General features: G+C 42.2%; 15 protein-coding genes. 6 read left to right on the forward strand and 9 right to left on the reverse strand.

Annotation, left to right across the window (positions count from 1 at the left end):
- Window positions 1-76 precede the first annotated feature (76 nt).
- The gene (locus tag BACINT_RS10420; protein WP_007214035.1) at window positions 77-1015 is read left to right on the forward strand and encodes a ribose-phosphate pyrophosphokinase; all 939 of its coding nucleotides are present in this window, start codon (window positions 77-79) and stop codon (window positions 1013-1015) included.
- An 88-nt stretch (window positions 1016-1103) separates the two neighbouring features.
- On the opposite strand, the gene BACINT_RS10425 is transcribed toward BACINT_RS10420, so the two are convergent.
- The 5 genes from BACINT_RS10425 to BACINT_RS10445 form a co-directional block, all read right to left on the reverse strand.
- A complete protein-coding gene (locus BACINT_RS10425; RefSeq protein ID WP_007662823.1) occupies window positions 1104-2261 on the reverse strand; it encodes an MORN repeat-containing protein in 1158 nt (385 codons plus the stop codon).
- A gap of 125 nt (window positions 2262-2386) precedes the next feature.
- Entirely contained in the window at window positions 2387-3676 is a 1290-nt protein-coding gene (locus BACINT_RS10430; protein WP_007662825.1) for a M16 family metallopeptidase, read from the reverse strand.
- Window positions 3670-4419, reverse strand: a complete 750-nt coding sequence (gene kdsB / locus BACINT_RS10435) for a 3-deoxy-manno-octulosonate cytidylyltransferase (RefSeq protein WP_044155196.1) — start codon at window positions 4417-4419, stop codon at window positions 3670-3672. The genes BACINT_RS10430 and kdsB overlap by 7 nt, the downstream gene beginning before the upstream one ends.
- An 81-nt stretch (window positions 4420-4500) precedes the next feature.
- Window positions 4501-4866, reverse strand: a complete 366-nt coding sequence (locus BACINT_RS10440) for a 2-amino-4-hydroxy-6-hydroxymethyldihydropteridine diphosphokinase (RefSeq protein WP_007662829.1) — start codon at window positions 4864-4866, stop codon at window positions 4501-4503.
- Between the two features lie 35 nt (window positions 4867-4901).
- Complete coding sequence (locus BACINT_RS10445) at window positions 4902-7223, reverse strand: transglycosylase domain-containing protein (RefSeq protein WP_007662831.1); 2322 nt, start codon at window positions 7221-7223, stop codon at window positions 4902-4904.
- Between the two features lie 637 nt (window positions 7224-7860).
- Between BACINT_RS10445 and pyrB the strand changes: the two genes are divergently transcribed.
- The 5 genes from pyrB to glyA all read left to right on the forward strand — a co-directional run bounded on the left by pyrB (window position 7861) and on the right by glyA (window position 12047).
- Entirely contained in the window at window positions 7861-8790 is a 930-nt protein-coding gene (gene pyrB / locus BACINT_RS10450) for an aspartate carbamoyltransferase (protein WP_007214026.1), read from the forward strand.
- Window positions 8791-8827: 37 nt separating this feature from the next.
- On the forward strand, window positions 8828-9289 hold the full coding sequence (gene pyrI, locus BACINT_RS10455; RefSeq protein WP_007214025.1) for an aspartate carbamoyltransferase regulatory subunit: 462 nt from the start codon (window positions 8828-8830) through the stop codon (window positions 9287-9289).
- Window positions 9290-9313: 24 nt separating this feature from the next.
- Window positions 9314-9880 (forward strand): flavin reductase family protein, encoded by a 567-nt coding sequence (locus tag BACINT_RS10460; protein WP_007662836.1) that lies wholly within the window; start codon window positions 9314-9316, stop codon window positions 9878-9880.
- A gap of 29 nt (window positions 9881-9909) precedes the next feature.
- Window positions 9910-10662: a porin family protein gene (locus BACINT_RS10465; protein WP_007662838.1), complete on the forward strand. Its 753-nt coding sequence runs from the start codon at window positions 9910-9912 to the stop codon at window positions 10660-10662.
- 104 nt (window positions 10663-10766) lie between these two features.
- Window positions 10767-12047, forward strand: coding sequence for a serine hydroxymethyltransferase (gene glyA / locus BACINT_RS10470; RefSeq protein ID WP_007662840.1), 1281 nt, complete (start codon window positions 10767-10769; stop codon window positions 12045-12047).
- A gap of 82 nt (window positions 12048-12129) precedes the next feature.
- On the opposite strand, the gene BACINT_RS10475 is transcribed toward glyA, so the two are convergent.
- From BACINT_RS10475 to BACINT_RS10490, 4 genes are all read right to left on the reverse strand, one after another.
- Window positions 12130-13800: a formate--tetrahydrofolate ligase gene (locus BACINT_RS10475; protein WP_007662842.1), complete on the reverse strand. Its 1671-nt coding sequence runs from the start codon at window positions 13798-13800 to the stop codon at window positions 12130-12132.
- A 101-nt stretch (window positions 13801-13901) separates the two neighbouring features.
- Window positions 13902-15461: a TlpA disulfide reductase family protein gene (locus BACINT_RS10480; RefSeq protein WP_007662843.1), complete on the reverse strand. Its 1560-nt coding sequence runs from the start codon at window positions 15459-15461 to the stop codon at window positions 13902-13904.
- Window positions 15462-15572: 111 nt separating this feature from the next.
- Window positions 15573-16265, reverse strand: a complete 693-nt coding sequence (locus BACINT_RS10485; protein WP_044155197.1) for an ABC transporter ATP-binding protein — start codon at window positions 16263-16265, stop codon at window positions 15573-15575.
- Window positions 16266-16343: 78 nt separating this feature from the next.
- Window positions 16344-18785 carry an FtsX-like permease family protein gene (locus tag BACINT_RS10490; protein ID WP_044155198.1) on the reverse strand — a complete coding sequence of 814 codons (2442 nt, stop codon included), beginning with the start codon at window positions 18783-18785 and terminating at the stop codon, window positions 16344-16346.
- Window positions 18786-18976: the final 191 nt, after the last annotated feature.

Consider the following 18976-nt stretch of genomic DNA (forward strand, 5'->3'; position numbering starts at 1 on the left):
ATAAGTCTTGTAGAATGTAGCGGGAAATTCATAACTTTGCAGCCGTATTAAACAAATAGGTAACATCTATTACAAAATGAGCGAAAAAGCACCCGTAATGGTATTCTCCGGAACTAACTCGAGATACCTTGCAGAGAAAATCTGCGCAAGCCTTGATTGCCCTCTGGGAAAGATGAACATCACCCACTTTGCTGATGGTGAGTTTGCTGTTTCCTATGAAGAGTCAATTCGTGGCGCACATGTATTCCTGGTTCAATCCACCTTCCCTAATTCCGACAATTTAATGGAACTTCTGCTGATGATCGACGCAGCTAAAAGAGCGTCTGCTAAAAGCGTTGTTGCAGTCATTCCATATTTCGGTTGGGCACGACAGGACAGAAAAGACAAACCTCGCGTTTCTATCGGCGCAAAGTTAGTAGCCGATTTACTTTCAGTAGCAGGTATCGATCGTTTGATTACGATGGATCTCCATGCTGATCAAATCCAAGGTTTCTTCAACATTCCGGTAGATCACTTGTATGCTTCGGCAGTGTTCCTACCCTATATCGAGTCCTTGAAACTGAAAGATCTTGTAATCGCTACGCCGGATGTGGGTGGTTCCAAACGTGCCAGCACATTCTCAAAGTATTTGGGAGTTCCCCTGGTATTGTGCAACAAATCACGTGAGAAAGCAAACGAAGTTGCATCCATGCAGATTATCGGTGATGTAACCGATAAGAACGTAGTATTGGTAGATGACATCGTAGATACAGCCGGTACTATCACTAAAGCAGCTAACATTATGTTGGATGCTGGTGCTAAATCAGTACGCGCTATTGCAAGCCACTGTGTAATGTCCGATCCGGCATCTTTCCGTGTACAGGAATCCAGTCTGACTGAAATCGTATTTACCGATAGTATCCCCTACTCTAAGAAATGCGCGAAAGTAAAACAACTCAGTATTGCTGATATGTTTGCAGAAACCATTAAGAGAGTGGTGAATAATGAGTCTATCAGTTCGCAGTATATTATCTAATAGAGAATTGGATATAAAAAACAAAGGCTGCGCAATTCAATATACTGCGCAGCCTTCATTTTTTATTTAAAGTTTCAAATCTTAATCTCTACTCCAGTCTTCCCATTTTGTACGTGCCCTTTTTTATTACTTTCCCGTTTTTATCCGTTTCAACAAAAGGACCGTGCTTTTTGCCTTGCTTGAAGAAGCCTTCGTAACGATTACCGTTTTTATCCTCCTGTATACCGTTACCTTCTTCCATACCATTCACAAAACCACCTTTATATTTAGTTCCGTCTGTCATAATCAGGGTTCCCTGACCATTGAACTGGTTATTTTTCCATTCACCTTCGTAAGAATCACCTACATTCCATTTATACGTTCCACGGCCGTCACGTTGGTTATCTTTCCAGTCGCCGTCATAGACCGCACCACTTGCCCAAGTAAACACACCTTTTCCGTGTTGCATGCCGTCTTTAAAGTTTCCTACATATTTATTGCCGTTGGCGTGATAATAAATACCGGCTCCGGTACGTTCACCCTGCACATACGCACCTTCATAGCGGTCACCGGTGTGGAAGAAGTAAATACCTTTGCCATGTTGCATATCATCTTTCCAGTCGCCTACATATTTATCTCCGTTGGCATATTCGAAAGTTCCTTTTCCATCACGCACATCATTCTTCCAATCACCTTCGTATTTACAGCCGTCATTCCAGACAAAAGTACCTTTACCCTCTTTCTTATCATTCTTCCAGGAACCTTCATATTTGGAACCGTTTTTCCAAGTGTATGTACCTTGACCTTCACGTTTATCATTTACCCAGTCTCCTTCGTAAATATCACCGGTATAGTAGTACATTGTACCTTTGCCTTGCTGATAATCCTGAAACCACATGCCGTCATAACGGTTGTTGTTCATGAAATAGTAGATACCCTTACCGTGTTGCTGATCTTGGAACCATTGTCCTTCGTACTTTTCGCCGTCAGGAAATGTATAAGTACCATATCCTTCACGTTTTCCTTTCACATATTCACCCTCGTAGACATTGCCATTTTTGAAAACCGTCTTACCTTTTCCGTTGGGCTTACGTCCTTTCATTTCACCCGTATATACGGAACCGTCTTTGAAGGTATGAGTTCCTATCTTTATTTCAGAAGAGAAAGTCGTTTTTACTTTATCGAAGAAACCGGATTTCTTTTCCTGGGCCGTCGCCCCGCCTTGGGACATGAATACCAGAATGAGTGCAGTATATAGATATTTCATTGAAAATTATAAATTAGCGATTTTAATAATAAGACGTGTAAACGCAGCAACTTGTTACACGTCTCATATAGTATTTGCACAAAGATACAATTAATCTGCTAAAAGGAAGGGGTATCACACCTTTTTTATGACATTTTTTTGCCGGATACGATTTCTTTTAATGTCTCTTTGCACAAATAGCGTGAGGCAAGTTCACGTATCTCGACAGGAGTAATTGTCTTCACAGCTTCTACGGCATCCCTCACATACGAGTCCGGGAGGCCGGAAGTATGAATAAAGATCCAGGCATCCGCCAGTGAGAAGGCAGACTCATAGCTGCGACACATATCGCCCAACATATAGTTTCTCACCATGGCAAGTTCTTCGACAGGTACGAGGTCATTTTGTAGACGGTCTATTTCATGGTAAACTTCTTTGATAAGCGGCTCTACAAATTCATTGGCAGTCTCTGCATTGACAACCAACAGTCCACTATCGGGATAAGGCATGATACCGGCAGATATACCATACGTATATCCTTTATCTTCACGAATATTAGACATCAAACGGCTACCGAAATACCCTCCGAACAAGGTAACCAGAACGCGAACTTTCAAATAGTCAGGATGGCGTCGATCCAAAGAAAGCATTCCCATGCGAACAGCACTTTGCATTGCATCGGCACGCTCGGTAAAAATACGTTTCTCAGAAGAAGTTACCGGAACATAAGACAGTTTTTCCGGCTTCCGGAAATCTTTACCGAAAGGTTCACTTCCAAAAAGAGTTTCAATACGACGGATAGCGTCTTCGCTGACCTTCCCCGCAAGATAGATACTGCAATTTCCGGAATGATAATATCGGTCGTAAAACGATTGCAAGACAGAAGGGTTGATCAAATGATAATCTTCCTTCTGCACTAATTGCCCGCACGGATGCGTATCGCCATATACGGCATTTATCAAAGTGCGATGGGCCAGAAAGTCCACCTTGGAGCAGTTCACAAGAAATTGCTGGATATTACTGTCGATAATCACTCCCAACTCTTTTTCAGGGAAAAGAGGTTCTTTTACGATAGATTCAAAAACATCTAAAGTTTCCGGCAGATATTTATTCAAAGAATAAAGGGTGATATAAGCATACTCGGACGAGCTGGAAAGCTCCAACCAGGCACCATAGTAATCCAACTTTTCGGCAATGGCCGCGGCTGAATAACGCCGGGTACCTTCGCGCAGCATCCGGTTGGTAAACAAAGCCTGCAAACGTTGGCTCTGTTGCCAGCGTCCACCTTCTATCAACAGATCAATTCGGACTACTTCATTATCCCCGGCATTGAGTATATATAAAGGTATGCCATTTTTCATCACCCGACATTCGGGAGATGGCACTGCCAGTTGTTCCGGCTCACAAATACGGGGCTGGATAGTTCTGTCTAACATATTTTCAAGAATTCTTCAGCCTTTTCCAAATCCTGGGGAGTATCAATGCCAATGGTCTCTACTTCGGTAATACCGGCTTTAATGGTATAACCATTCTCCAGCCAGCGAAGTTGTTCCAGCGATTCTGCCAGTTCCAGTGAAGATTGCGGCAACGAAGTAATCTCTTTTAAAACTTCAGCACGATAGGCGTATAATCCTATATGCTTATAATAAGTGTGATTTTTCAGCCAATCCTGTTTTTCCACATTTCGCTGATAAGGAATAATGGAGCGGCTGAAATAGAGTGCATTCATGTTCTTATTCAGCACTACTTTCGGAGAATTGATATTCTCCAAAGCTTCAAATCCATTCTCAGGAGTAAAAGGTTTCACCAGTGTAGCAATCTGGGTCGCAATATCGTCGAAGCAAGCTTTTACAGTTTCCAGTTGGGAGGGTTGAATAAAAGGTTCGTCACCCTGAATGTTGACTATGACATCAAAGTCTCCCTCTATTTTAGTATATGCTTCATAGCAACGATCCGTACCACTTTTATGATTCACGGAAGTCATCACTACTTTACCTCCGAAAGCTTTTACAGCTTCTTCAATCCGTTCGTCATCTGTAGCCACATAAGCATCGTCCAAAATACCTACCACTTGTTCATAGACTCGCTGTATTACAGTTTTACCTCCCAGCATAGCCAACGGTTTTGCAGGAAAACGCGTGGATGCATAACGGGCGGGAATGATTCCTAAAAACTTCAACATGTTTATATTTACAATTTTACAATTTAATAGATCCACGTTCTTCCGCTTTATCCGCGTCGCCCGCATACCCATTTGAAATTACTCTATCTCTTTTAATCCCCGACAAATGTAGTCTCTTTTTAAATCGTCGGGTTTATAGACAGTATCATCACACGACAACAAGTCCAAATCCAACCGGACTATTTCTTGTTTTTTCTCTTCAGGCATCCGCCCCGCTTCCCGTTCAATAGCTTTCAAACAAGAAGTTATTTCCGCCACATCGCTACTGGAAATAAAACGTGCCACCTGATTGGAAAATAAAGATGAACGCCGGAAATAAAGCGGCTTAGTCTCCTCTTCCGTAGAAAAACGAATGCCAGGAAACAGTTCTTTCAACCGCTTCCGCGCCAACGAAAGATTCTTTTTCCGTTGCTCGTTACTACCGATGCTGATTGTATAAACCACTTTCGAAATCAATAATTTAGACCGACACTTGAATTTTAATCAAAGAAGTCATCCAAACCGATTTCCGATGCCGGTTCCAGATCAACGTCTCCGTTATCCTTACAGGGATCAAAACCCTCAGGGAGTTGGAATGTCTCACTTTCATCATATCCCAGTGTTTTGTCTCCAAGCACTTTTACCATGTATTTTGACCAGATAGGCAATGCCATAGAAGCACCTTGCCCATGCGTCATACCATCGAAGTGAATGTCACGTTCTTCACCGCCTACCCAACATCCGGATACCAATGAAGGGGTAAAGCCCATGAACCAGCCATCTGCATTGTAATTAGTTGTTCCAGTTTTACCACCCATATCGGCTTTCACGCCTAAGCGACGAACACGTCCACCGGTTCCCTCATTGATTACCGCACGCAGCATAACCAACATCTTATAAGCACTGGAAACGCTGACAACTTCTTCCATTTCCGGAGAGAACGTAGCCAGTACATTGCCATCACTATCTTCTATACGGGTTACAAACATAGGTGCCACACGAATTCCTTTATTGGGGAATGCCGTATATGCACTTACCATCTCTCCTACCGAGATTTCGCAAGGACCAAGACAAAGAGCAATAGAAGGTACAATCTCACGATTGCGCACACCGAAACTATGTAACAATCGTTTTAACTCATACGGGTTTAATTTACTCATCAATCGCGCCGTAATCCAGTTGTCCGAATTAGCCAGTCCCCATTTCAAAGTCACCATCTCTCCGTAACGCTTATTATTTGCATTACGAGGCGCCCAAGGTTTACCATTCTCATCGAAGCCCTGAAACTCCACATGCCGCATCTCATCGCAAGGAGAAAATCCATTCTCCATAGCCAGTGAATATACATAAGGTTTCATAGTAGAACCAATCTGCCGACGTCCTACCATTGCCATGTCGTATTGGAAGTAATTATAATTAGGTCCGCCTACATACGCCTTTACATGTCCGTTGTGCGGATCCATTGACATAAAACCGGCACGAAGGAAGTGTTTGTAATAACGGATAGAATCCATAGGCGTCATGATCGTATCCTTTTCACCATTCCAGGTGAATACCGACATTTCTTCAGGTGTATTGAAAGCCTTTTCAATTTGAGCATCCGATGCACCGGCTTTCTTCATGGTCCGATAACGATCAGACTGTTTCATGGTGCGGGCAAGGATTTCATCTACCTGCTCCTTCGTAATTCTATTACTGTAGGGTGCTTGTTTCCGTCCCTTCTTTTCTTTAAAGAAATAGCCTTGTAGTTCTTTCAGGTGCTCTTCTACTGCCTCTTCTGCATATTGCTGCATACGGGAGTCAATAGTCGTATAGATTTTCAGACCATCCGTATAAAGGTTATACTTTGAACCATCTTTCTTTATATTCTTTTCGCACCAGCCGAACAGAGGATTATTTTCCCAATCAAGAGAATCTTCATAAAATTTCTGCATCTGCCAGCCCCGATAATCTCCCTTCACAGGTTTCTTGGCATTTAATACTCCACGCAGATATTCGCGAAAATAGGTTGCCATACCTTCTTTATGGTCAACACGGGTATATTTCAAGGTCAGTGGAAGTGCTTGCAGTGAATCACATTCTTCGGCAGTGATATATCCTGCTTTACGCATTTGATCGAGCACCACATTACGGCGTCCGCGTGAACGCTCGTTGAAACGAACGGGATTATAAAGAGCCGGATTTTTACACATACCAACTAAAGTGGCAGCTTCTTCTATTTTTAAATCTTTAGGTTCACAGCCAAAGTAAGTGTTGGCTGCAGTTTTAATACCGACTGCATTGTTTAAAAAGTCAAATTTATTAAGATACATCGTAAGTATCTCTTCCTTGGTATAGTAACGCTCCAATTTCACTGCAATTACCCACTCAATGGGTTTCTGAAACAAACGTTCCATTACATTGTCCGCACTGGGCGAATAGAGTTGTTTCGATAATTGTTGGGTAATCGTACTACCCCCACCTGCATTCTTCTGGAACAATAAACCACGCTTCACAATGGCGCGAAACAGAGCAATTGCATCAATTCCGGAATGCTCGGCAAAACGCACATCTTCTGTTGCAATCAATGCATTGATGACATTGGGGGATAAATCATTATAGCCCACATATACACGGTTCTCTTTGCTAAACGAATAAGTACCAAGTACCTTCCCGTCTTCCGAGAAAACTTGTGTAGCAAACTTATAATTAGGGTTTTCCAGATCTTCAACAGGAGGCATATAGCCTATCCAACCTTTAGCAATGGAGAAGAAAACAGTGACGCAAGCCAATACTATGACGGCTAAGAATATCCAAAGGATTTTTATGATGTTCTTTATCATGTTTATTACTGTAAATTCACTAAATCAATAAAATAGATTACCTGTAAAAATAACAAGGCAAAGGTACGGAATTATATTGGAACACCCTTATAAATTCTATAGAAAACTCTTAAAACGCCACACTTTATCATCGGAAATACTACATTTTAACGGGTAAAACGCCACACTTCAGCAAGCACAAAGTGTGGCATTTCCGATGATAAAGTGTGGCGTTTGAGGGGATAGAATATGGCATTTTGGTGACCAAAAAGTGGGGGGGAATTGAGCATTTTAGAGGCATTTTCACTTGGAAATCGACCGTTCCCATGCTGTTTTCGCTTAGGAAAAAAGTAAAAAAATGAAGAACAAATTACTATCATTCAATACTTTAGTCAAAACAAATAGTGCATTTTTCTTTCTTATATATTCTTTATATAATAACAACAGCAGAAAAGAAAAAGAAAAGTTGCTGCTGATGCCGGTAATGATCCAAACAAATTCCGGCATCCATCTCACCGTATGAGCAGTTTCATCCCATGGGATTGTTTTTTTCGTCTCATGAGATATTTTTTTTCATTATTTTCTCCCGTCTTTCTTCCGTACTCCGCATCTTTTCCGTACCTTTGAACTCTCGAAAAGAAACAAAATAACGAACGATATGGAAAACAGAAGTTTAGTCACCATTGCCGAGCATAGCAAGGAAAAAATCCTCTACATGATCGAGATGGCGAAGCAGTTTGAAGCCCGTCCCAACCGTAGGCTGCTGGAAGGGAAAGTGGTTGCAACCCTCTTTTTCGAGCCGTCCACCCGTACAAGACTCAGTTTTGAAACAGCAGCCAACCGCTTAGGAGCCCGCGTAATCGGGTTTAGTGACCCAAAAGCAACGAGTTCTTCGAAAGGCGAAACCCTGAAAGATACCATCAAAATGGTGAGCAACTACGCCGATATCATCGTGATGCGGCATCATCTGGAAGGAGCAGCCCGCTATGCCAGCGAAGTAACCACAGTGCCTATTGTCAATGCCGGAGACGGAGCCAACCAGCATCCTTCACAAACGATGCTCGACCTCTACTCCATCTACAAAACCCAGGGTACACTGGAAAACCTGAATATTTTCCTCGTTGGTGATCTCAAATATGGCCGTACCGTACACTCACTGCTGATGGCAATGCGTCACTTCAACCCAACTTTCCACTTCATAGCTCCTGATGAATTGAGAATGCCCGAAGAATACAAAATTTACTGCCGCGATCATGGCATCAAGTACGTGGAACATACGGACTTTACGGAAGAAACCATAGCAGATGCCGACATCCTCTACATGACTCGTGTGCAGCGTGAACGCTTCACTGACCTCATGGAGTACGAACGGGTAAAGAACGTCTACATCCTGCGCAACAAAATGCTGGAACATACCCGTCCTAATCTGTGTATTCTGCATCCCCTGCCCCGCGTCAATGAAATCGCATACGACGTAGACGATAATCCGAAAGCTTACTACTTCCAGCAAGCTCAAAACGGTCTGTATGCTCGTGAGGCTATTCTCTGTGATGTATTGGGCATCACACTGGATGAGGTGAAAGCCTAAATTGTACTTTGTAAATTGCTAATTTGTAAATTGAAAGATGAGCGAAAAAAAACAAGAATTGCAGGTTGCCGCATTAGAAAACGGTACCGTTATCGACCATATCCCCTCTGAAAATCTGTTCACCGTAGTCTCTTTGCTGGGACTTGAACACATGAACAACAATATCACCATTGGCTTTAATCTCAAAAGCGGAAAGCTGGGTACTAAAGGCATTATTAAGATTGCGGATAAATTTTTCTGCGATGATGAAATTAATCGTATTGCCGTGGTAGCGCCTAACGTAAAGCTGAATATTATCCGGGATTATGAAGTGGTGGAAAAACGTGAAGTTAGCCTTCCTGAAGAACTTCGCGGCATTGTAAAGTGTGCCAACCCCAAATGTATCACGAACAACGAGCCCATGGCGACGTTATTCCATGTAGTAGACAAGGAAAATTGCGTGATCCGATGTCACTATTGCGAGAAAGAGCAAAACAGGAACGAAATTGAAATAATATAAGAGCTCGTAACTCATGTAACTGTCATGAAACAAGACTGGAAGCCCGGAACAATGATCTATCCGCTTCCTGCCGTATTGGTAAGCTGCGGAAGCACTCCGGAAGAATATAACATAGTAACAATTGCATGGACGGGAACGATTTGTACGAACCCGCCCATGTGCTATATTTCAGTACGCCCCGAACGCCACTCCTACGAAATCCTAAAACGGAATATGGAGTTTGTCATTAATCTCACGACCAAAGATATGGCGCGTGCAACGGATTGGTGTGGCGTACGTTCCGGGAAAGACTACAATAAGTTCGAAGAAATGCATCTGACACCGGGAAAAAGTACTGTGGTCAATGCTCCCCTTATTGAAGAATCCCCCTTGTGTATAGAATGCCGTGTAAAGGAAATCATGTCACTCGGCTCGCATGATATGTTTATTGCCGATGTGGTAAACGTACGTGCCGACGACCGGAACCTGAATACGGAAACCGGAAAACTGGAACTGGCGGAAGCTAATCCACTGGTTTATGTACATGGAGGATACTATGAATTGGGCGAAAAGATCGGTAAATTTGGCTGGTCTGTTGAGAAGAAGAAATAAAATGAATGATTAACCGTTAGTGATAAGTGATGAACAAAGTATTGAAGAGCTTTATCCTGTGCCTTTTGCTTTTCCCCGCTACGATGTGGGGACAGTCTCATCTTGTGCCTGGCACGGCGGTTGAAGAACCTCTGAGCAAACACCACCATGACCGTCCGGTGAACTTCGGTATTAAAGGTGGCTTCACCTCTTCCCTTTTTCTTGTATCCAACCTTACATTGAACGGTATCACAATAGACGAGGTGCAGAATAACTATAAGATAGGTTATTTCGGTTCTGTCTTCATGCGTATCAACTTTGAACGCCACTTCCTGCAACCGGAAATATCCTACAACATTAACCGCTGCAACATCACTTTCGAGAAACCTGCTGAAGAGAATGCCCCTTTGGAAATGGCATCTATTACGTCATCCATTCACAGCATAGATATTCCTGTGATCTATGGATATAATGTTATCAAGGAGGGACCTTATAGCCTGGCTGTATTCGGCGGTCCAAAGTTCCGTTATATCTGGAATAAAAAAAGCGAAGTCACTTTTGAGAATTTTGACCAGCAGGGAATCAGCGAAAGATTGCGGCCATTGAACCTCAGTTTTACCCTTGGAGTAGCCGTTACCATTTCCCGCATTTTCTTCGACTTCCGTTATGATATAGGATTACATAATATATCGCGCAAAGTGACTTATGATGACGGTGTCGTCGAAGGTGATCCACCCGCCGACGAAATACGTTTCCACCGGCGAGACAATGTTCTCAGTTTTTCCTTTGGAGTATTCTTTTAGAAAGTAAATTTCTGACTTTTCTGACAGTTTATTCATTTTTTTACCGTAAATTTGTGCGCTTAATAAGAGAACACAGATTTATCAAACTTATCTAAGTAAGCAAAATGAAAAGAGACGATTTAATTTTCGATATCATCGAAAAAGAACATCAACGTCAGCTCAAAGGTATTGAACTGATTGCATCAGAGAATTTTGTAAGTGACCAAGTAATGGAGGCAATGGGCTCCTGTCTCACTAACAAGTATGCAGAAGGTTATCCTGGCAAACGTTACTACGGAGGTTGCGAAGTAGTAGACCAGAGCGAACAAATTGCTATCGACCGCATAAAGGAAATCTTTGGTGCAGAATGGGCTAACGTGCAACCCCACTCAGGCGCACAGGCTAATGCAGCTGTATTCCTCGCTGTATTGAATCCGGGTGACAAATTCATGGGATTGAATCTGGCTCACGGCGGTCACCTCTCACACGGCTCTTTAGTAAATACTTCCGGTATTATCTATACTCCCTGTGAATATAATCTGAATAAGGAAACCGGTCGCGTAGACTATGACCAGATGGAAGAAGTTGCTTTGCGCGAAAAACCTAAAATGATCATCGGTGGCGGTTCAGCATATTCCCGCGAATGGGACTACAAACGTATGCGCGAAATCGCAGACAAAGTAGGTGCTATCCTGATGATCGATATGGCTCACCCTGCCGGACTGATTGCAGCCGGATTGCTGGATAACCCTGTGAAGTATGCTCATATCGTTACTTCTACTACCCATAAGACTTTGCGTGGTCCTCGCGGTGGTATCATCTTGATTGGCAAAGACTTCCCTAATCCTTGGGGAAAAACAACACCGAAGGGTGAAATCAAGATGATGTCTCAGCTGATCGACTCAGCCGTATTCCCGGGTATTCAGGGCGGTCCGTTGGAACACGTTATTGCAGCAAAAGCTGTTGCATTCGGTGAAATCCTGCAACCTGAATTCAAAGAATATGCTGCTCAAGTGAAGAAAAATGCAGCCGTACTGGCACAAGCATTAATCGACCGTGGCTTTACAATCGTTTCAGGTGGTACGGATAATCACTCTATGCTAGTTGACCTACGTAGCAAATATCCGGATCTCACAGGTAAAGTTGCTGAAAAAGCATTGGTATCTGCCGATATCACTGTAAACAAGAATATGGTTCCGTTTGATAGCCGCTCTGCATTCCAAACTTCCGGTATCCGTCTGGGTACTCCTGCCATCACTACTCGTGGTGCTAAAGAAGATCTGATGCTGGAAATTGCAGAAATGATTGAAACGGTTCTGTCCAATGTAGAAAATGAAGCGGTTATTGCCGAAGTTCGCGCACGCGTGAATAAGACTATGGAAAAATATCCGCTGTTTGCATACTAAGAAAACGTATATAAGAAACGTTATAAAAAATCCGCAGCCTAATGAAAGACTGCGGATTTCTTTTTATGTCTACTAGCCTGATTCAGCTCAATCCTTCTATATTTCCATCCACAATATCAATATGCATAGCCTGCGGTTCTTTGGGAAGTCCCGGCATACGTAAAATTTCTCCTGCAATGGCAACAATCATTTCCGCACCGTTATTGATTACAATATCTTTGATGTGGAATTCAAAATTATTCACTGCACCATATATCTTCGGATCGGCAGAGAAAGAATATTGAGTTTTAGCTATACAAACTGGATAATGACCAATGCCCATCTTCTCTATCAGTTTAATGATTTTGCGTGAATGAATGCTATAAGTCACCACACTGGCACCATATAGATTACAAGCTATCTTCTCTATCTTTTGTTCTACACTATCATTCTCACTATAACTGAAGTTCAAAGGTTCGGAAGGTTTCTTCTCAATAGCATCCACTACCAGATTAGCAAGTTCCACGGCTCCTTCTCCACCTTTTGCAAATGCATTGTTGACAGCAAAACCAACGCCTAATTTTTCCTCACAGTGATGACGGATCGCTTCCACTTCCTCGTCTGTATCACTGGCAAAACGATTAAAAGCAACCACCACCGTCTGACCGAACGAACGCAGATTACGTATATGCTTATCAAGATTACCGAAACCTTGCTGCAATCCCTCCATATTGGGCTCTTTAATACGATCAAGGCTGACGCCTCCATGCATTTTCAAACCTTGTGCGGTGGCAACAATTACAGTCAACTTTGGTTGCAATCCACTTTTACGGCATTTGATATTATAAAATTTCTCCGCACCGAGGTCAGCACCGAAGCCGGCTTCCGTTACAACATAGTCGCCGAAAGTCATGGCCATTTTCGTTGCCAGAATAGAGTTACAACCATGTGCAATATTGGCGAATGGACCTCCATGAACAAAAGCAGCCGATCCTTCGGTAGTTTGAACTAAGTTCGGATTAATGGCATCTTTCAACAAGACAGTAATAGCTCCAGCAATACCTAACTCCTTCACTGTGAATGGACAACCATCAAATCGGAAACCAAGAATAATATTCTCAATCCGTCGTTTCAGGTCGTCTATGTCCTTTGCCAGACAAAGAATAGCCATAATTTCGGATGCAGGGGTAATATCAAAGCCGGATTCTTCGGTAATACCGTTCGTACTGGGACCTAAACCCGTGACAATACTACGCAAAGAACGGTCGTTCACATCCAGTACACGCTGCCAGATAATCTCTTTCAGCCCGAATCCATCCGCCTGATGCTGATAAAGATAATTGTCGAGCAATGCGGATATCATATTGTGCGCCGAAGTGATGGCATGAAAATCTCCTGTAAAGTGCAGATTTATCTTTTCCATAGGAAGCACCTGGGCATAACCGCCACCTGCTGCCCCACCCTTCATGCCGAAACAAGGTCCTAATGAAGGCTCACGCAAAGCAACAATCGCCTTTTTACCAATTTTATTCAATCCCAAAGCCAGACCGATAGAAACTGTAGTTTTACCAATACCTGCTTTGGTAGCAGTAATGGCGGTAACCAGTATCAGGTTACTTTTCTTCACTTTCTCTTCATCAATCAAATTCGTTGGAATTTTAGCGATATACCGTCCGTAGTTTTCTACTTCTTCGCGCGGAATACCCACACCTTCGGCTACCTGCTTAATTTTCTTCAGCTCTATGCTGCGAGCTATTTCAATGTCTGATTTCATACAGAGTATTTTTTTAAATAACAACTTTCTTTTTGAAAGCTACAAATGTACGAAAAAGAGTGCAGATAGCAAGATTTTAGAATAAGAAAGCCTCTGCTGTCTTATTCAAGTGTCAAAGCGATACCTTCGACACGGTCTGAATTCGAGTCTCCCGGTTCGACCATATCGAAAGAACGTGTTCCTTCAGGCAGTGGAGCGAAATAAAGAGTATAATCGGTTTCTCCACTTTCGGGCATATAGAATTTCTCCCCTAAAGGAATACCTTCTGAGCGAAGGACAGGACATACAGTTCCATTGTCCGCTACCAACTGGATATTCTTCATAATTTGTATCCAATATTTGGGTATATAATAGGCACGAATCCGCAAGACCGTAGCAGTATCCGTCAATACTACCTGGCGGATTTCAGGAATATCGTTATTACTTTTCTTTACAGTCGGGAAATTCACCACTTTATGCCCATTCTCTTCCCCTAAGCTCATCACGTATTCATTTGCATTTAGCAGGCGACGAAGTTTTCGTTTCAGACTCTGCTTCCCGTATCCGAACCATTTTTCTACGATGCGTCCTTCTGGTGAAATAAGGACATAATTTGGAATTCCACGTACTCCGTATTTAGCATATAATCCATTGCTTCCTTTCAAATCACTCAAATTCTGCCAAGTCATTTCATGGGCTTTAGAGGCTGCTTCCCACCCTTTCCTGGTATCAATGCTCAGACTTACTATCGTCAAGCGATCTTTATACATCTCAGCCACTTCTTTCATCTCAGGCAAAGCCATAATACAAGGCCCGCAACCACGACTCCAGAAATCCAGCATAATATACTTACCTTTAAAATCAGACAAATGATGTACATTTCCCTCTAGGTCGTACAGATCCGCATCTGCCATTTCATCACCCACTTCCACTACTTGAGGAGGAAAGAGATATGTATATGTATCCATTGCCCAAGAGGTTTGTTTTTCTTCATCAGTCAGTCCTTCATAGAGAGCAATCACTTCATCTTTATAAGGATAATTTTCAGTATACTTAGCCGACATTGCCAACCTTTTCAAGTGCTCCAGCCAAATATCGTCAACCGGAATCTGCTTCATACGCTTTATAGTGTTGGCATCAATACGGATACTAATTTCATCCTCTACCTTCTGCAAACTATCAGCTTGTGCACGTATCGCCTGTCTTTCTTCGTCCACCGCACTTCCTGCATACTTCCGGCGGTATGCACGCTGCAATAAAGCATTGCGCTGATATTCATTCCACAATTCGCGTGAGTCGTTTATAAAAGCCTGATTAGCCACTTGTTCCGGAACAGTGCTTTTCACATCCCAAGTCCGTATCAGTGTGTTTTCACCGCTTATCTGTATATTATCTCCCGAACGAACCCAAAGTCTTAAGCTCATAGAAGGAAACTTGTCACTTCTTCCCATCATGTCCACTATTTCAGTTTCATTTCCCAATGTTTCTGCCTGAAAACGAAAATGTCCGTTACGAATCGTATCAACACCGATACTGTTACCCACATTTCCATCTAAACGAAACAAGGTGACTAAAGTTCCGTCTTCTACATTCTTCACTTGCCCTTCTATTGTAAAAGTCCCTTGAGCTTGTGCTGCCCAAACGCTTGCCATTAAGAACAGCGTTACAATCTCTTTCTTCATATACGTGCTGTTTAGTTATAAAATTATATATCTACGTACAAAACTATATGATTTCTCCGAGATCGGCAAACAAAATTACGATTATTTCGTAATCACCTGTTTACTTTAATATTAAGCATCTACTACCCGAATATTTTTACTTTCAGTCAATATATATCCGTCCATCATCCGTATGATTCTTTCTGCTTCGCGGGCATTCTCTTCAGAGTGGGTAACCATAACAACAGTGGCCCCATCACGATTCAGTTCTTTCAGGAGGCTCATCACTTCATTACCGTTCGTAGAATCCAGATTTCCCGTAGGTTCATCAGCGAGGATAATACGGGGATTGGTAACAATGGCACGGGCTATGGCCACACGCTGTTGCTGCCCACCGGAAAGTTGTTGCGGATAATGCTCAGTGCGGTGAGCTATCTGCATACGCTCCAAAGCCTCATTGACACGTTTCACACGCTCACGCGTGGATACTCCGGCATAGAGCAAAGGAAGTTCCACGTTTTCAAAGACTGTAAGTTCATCTATCAGATTGAAACTTTGGAATACAAAACCAAGATTTCCGTTACGCAAATCCGTACGGTCATTCTCGGAGTAGTGGGAAACTTCCTGATCCAGAAACCAAAGTTCACCGGAAGTGGGGCTATCAAGCAAACCTATCATATTCAGCAAGGTAGACTTACCACAACCGGAAGGTCCCATAATGGCAACAAACTCTCCCTGATTGATTTCCAAACTTACTTCATTCAATGCAGTGGTCTGCACGCTTTCCGTACGAAATATCTTACTGAGTCCAATAGTCTTTATCATATTCATTTTTTTTTCATTATAATCAAATCTCGTTATCATTATATCCAAATCTATTTTTCATTATGTATGAAATGAATCTTACTCATACCTCAATGATTCTACCGGATTTTGTGATGCTTTCCGCCAAGTCTGTCCAAAGACAGTAAATGAAGTAATACCTGCTATCATTGCCCCTGCCAACAGGAATAGCCACCAACTAATGGGCGTTTGATAAGCAAATTCACTCAACCAACGATGCATTAAGAAATATCCTAACGGGCAAGCCATCACGAAAGCAATGCCTATCCAGCGAAGATATTCCAAACAGAACATCCGTACTATGCGGTCGGAATGAGCCCCATTCACTTTGCGGACACCTATCTCTTTAGTCCGCTGCTCGGTAGAAAGAGCAACCAGCCCGAATACCCCCATCATAGCAATAACAATGGCAATGATGGTGAAAAATAACAGCATTCGGCTTTGTTGCTGCTCTTTGGCATAATTCTTGTTCAGAGTATCGGAGAAAAACTGATAATTGAATTCTTTGACGAAAATATCATCACGCACCGCCCATTCTTCAAATTTCTGCTGAATATATTTCAAAGTCTCCTGTTTACGCTCGGGGGCTATCTTAATATACATATCGCCCAGACACTCCGGATTATAGTATATATAAGCAGGTTTCATTTTCTCACGCAATGACTGAAAATTAAAATCTTTCACCACACCAACAATACGGGATTTCACGGCCCATCCACTAAATTCTTTATAGACTTCCATACCTATCGGGTCAGCAACTTTCATCGCTTTCCATGCTGTTTCATTGATGACAATCGTTGGCTGAACAGGCTTATCAGAATCACTCTGCATCCAGTAATTCTCAAAATAAGAATCCATCAACTCCCCTTTCAATAATTGTAATCCGAAAGTTTTTACAAAATCACCATCCGCCCATATCTCCATCATTTGCAACGAATCTGTCTTTCCATCTATATCTGTCCACCTGATTGCCGCTTGTCCGTTTTTCTTTTCCAGATTTCCTTCTCCAAAACTTTCAATAGGCGAACCCATCGAAACACTCTTAATATCGGGATTCCTCAATAAGTCTTGTTTGAAATCAGCAACTTCGTACCATAAGCTTGTATGGATGGAGACAATATTCTCTCTGTCAAGTCCCAAATCCTTATTCTCCATGAAGTGAAGTTGCTTCAGTACAATGAAAGTCATCAACATCAATACTATAGCTATGAAAAACTGGATGCAAACCAATCCTTTGATAAGCCCTCCTTTCTTGCCGGTCTTTCGTCCGCCTTTGAAAGCAAGCAACGGATTGACTGATGAAAGATAAAATGCTGGATAAGCACCAGCCAAACAACCTATGCCTATAATACCAAACAGAATATAGAAAACAATATCCCAATTCATTCTTAATGTTATAGCAGTTTCCATAGCTTGGTTGAACAGAGGCAGCATAAGTTCCGTCAGAGCTAAAGCAAATACCAGAGAAATAAATGATTGTACTAAACTTTCTGAGAGAAACTGTGTAATAAGTGTTTTCCGTTTGGCACCCGTTACTTTGCGCACCCCTATTTCTTTATAGCGTAGTGACGCCCGAGCTGTGGAAAGTGTCATGAAATTGAATGCACCCATAAAGATGACCAGAATGGCTAACGCCACAAATAGGTACATAGTGGCAAGGCTACCATGATTCTTAACGTTTTCATCAGAGAAAGTTGTATGTAGATGAATATCTCTTATCGGCTGGAAACGCAATAGCGTTCGTTTCTCACCAAACTTTTTGAGAGCATGCCTCATTGTTCTTTGCTCCTGACGATACAACTTACCCTTGTCACCCTGTTTCATTTTTACATAAACATGCATTCCACGACGCATGCTATCCCAATTCCACCCCATGGAGAAGAGACCGTATGCATCTATCGAAAAGGCAACATCAAACTGTATGTGACTTTTCGCAGGTATCTTAACCACGGCAACAACAGTGTGTACATCAGTCCGTCCAACATAGTTTCTTTTCACTTTTTTTCCTATGGCAGAAGCATTTCCAAATAGTTTTCGTGCCATAACCTCGGATAATACAACATTATCAAGATTATCCCATAGTTGTTCGGGGTTACCTTCTATTATAGGGAAGGGAAAGACATGAAAAAACGTACTGTCCACATGGACATATTTACCAATTATTCTTTTCTCATCATCTGTCTCCAGTGTAAGGTTATCTTCATATTTGATAGCTGTCGCATCTTCTACTTGTGGAAAATCTTCCTTAAAAACTCTCACAAGTGAGCGTATACTTTCAGGAGATTCCTTTATCTCGCCACTTGTCTCCCGACTCACTTCTATCACTCTGGAAATACGGTCTGCATCCGGAAAACAATTATCATACGTCAGCTCGTTTATCACCCAGAGATAAATGAGAAACGCTGCCGTCATGCCAAATACAAAGCCCAGCATATTGATGGTAGAAAATAGGAAGCTCCGCTTGATCAACCGGAGTGCAACTTTTATATAATGCTTTACCATAATCGCATTTATTAGAATAAGACTTTCTTCTACGGAAGTTTCGCAAGAACTATACCAAAAGAATAATACATTGTTTTTCATTTACTTAAGCACAATATCATTTCACAAAATTGCACGATATCGTACACCAAATGCACGCTTCCGTACACTTCTTTTTCAAAAACTTTACCTATCTTTGTACATGTCCGGAA

Origin of the sequence: Bacteroides intestinalis DSM 17393 (genome assembly GCF_000172175.1) — a bacterium.
In the GTDB taxonomy this organism is placed as follows: Bacteria; Bacteroidota; Bacteroidia; order Bacteroidales; family Bacteroidaceae; genus Bacteroides; species Bacteroides intestinalis.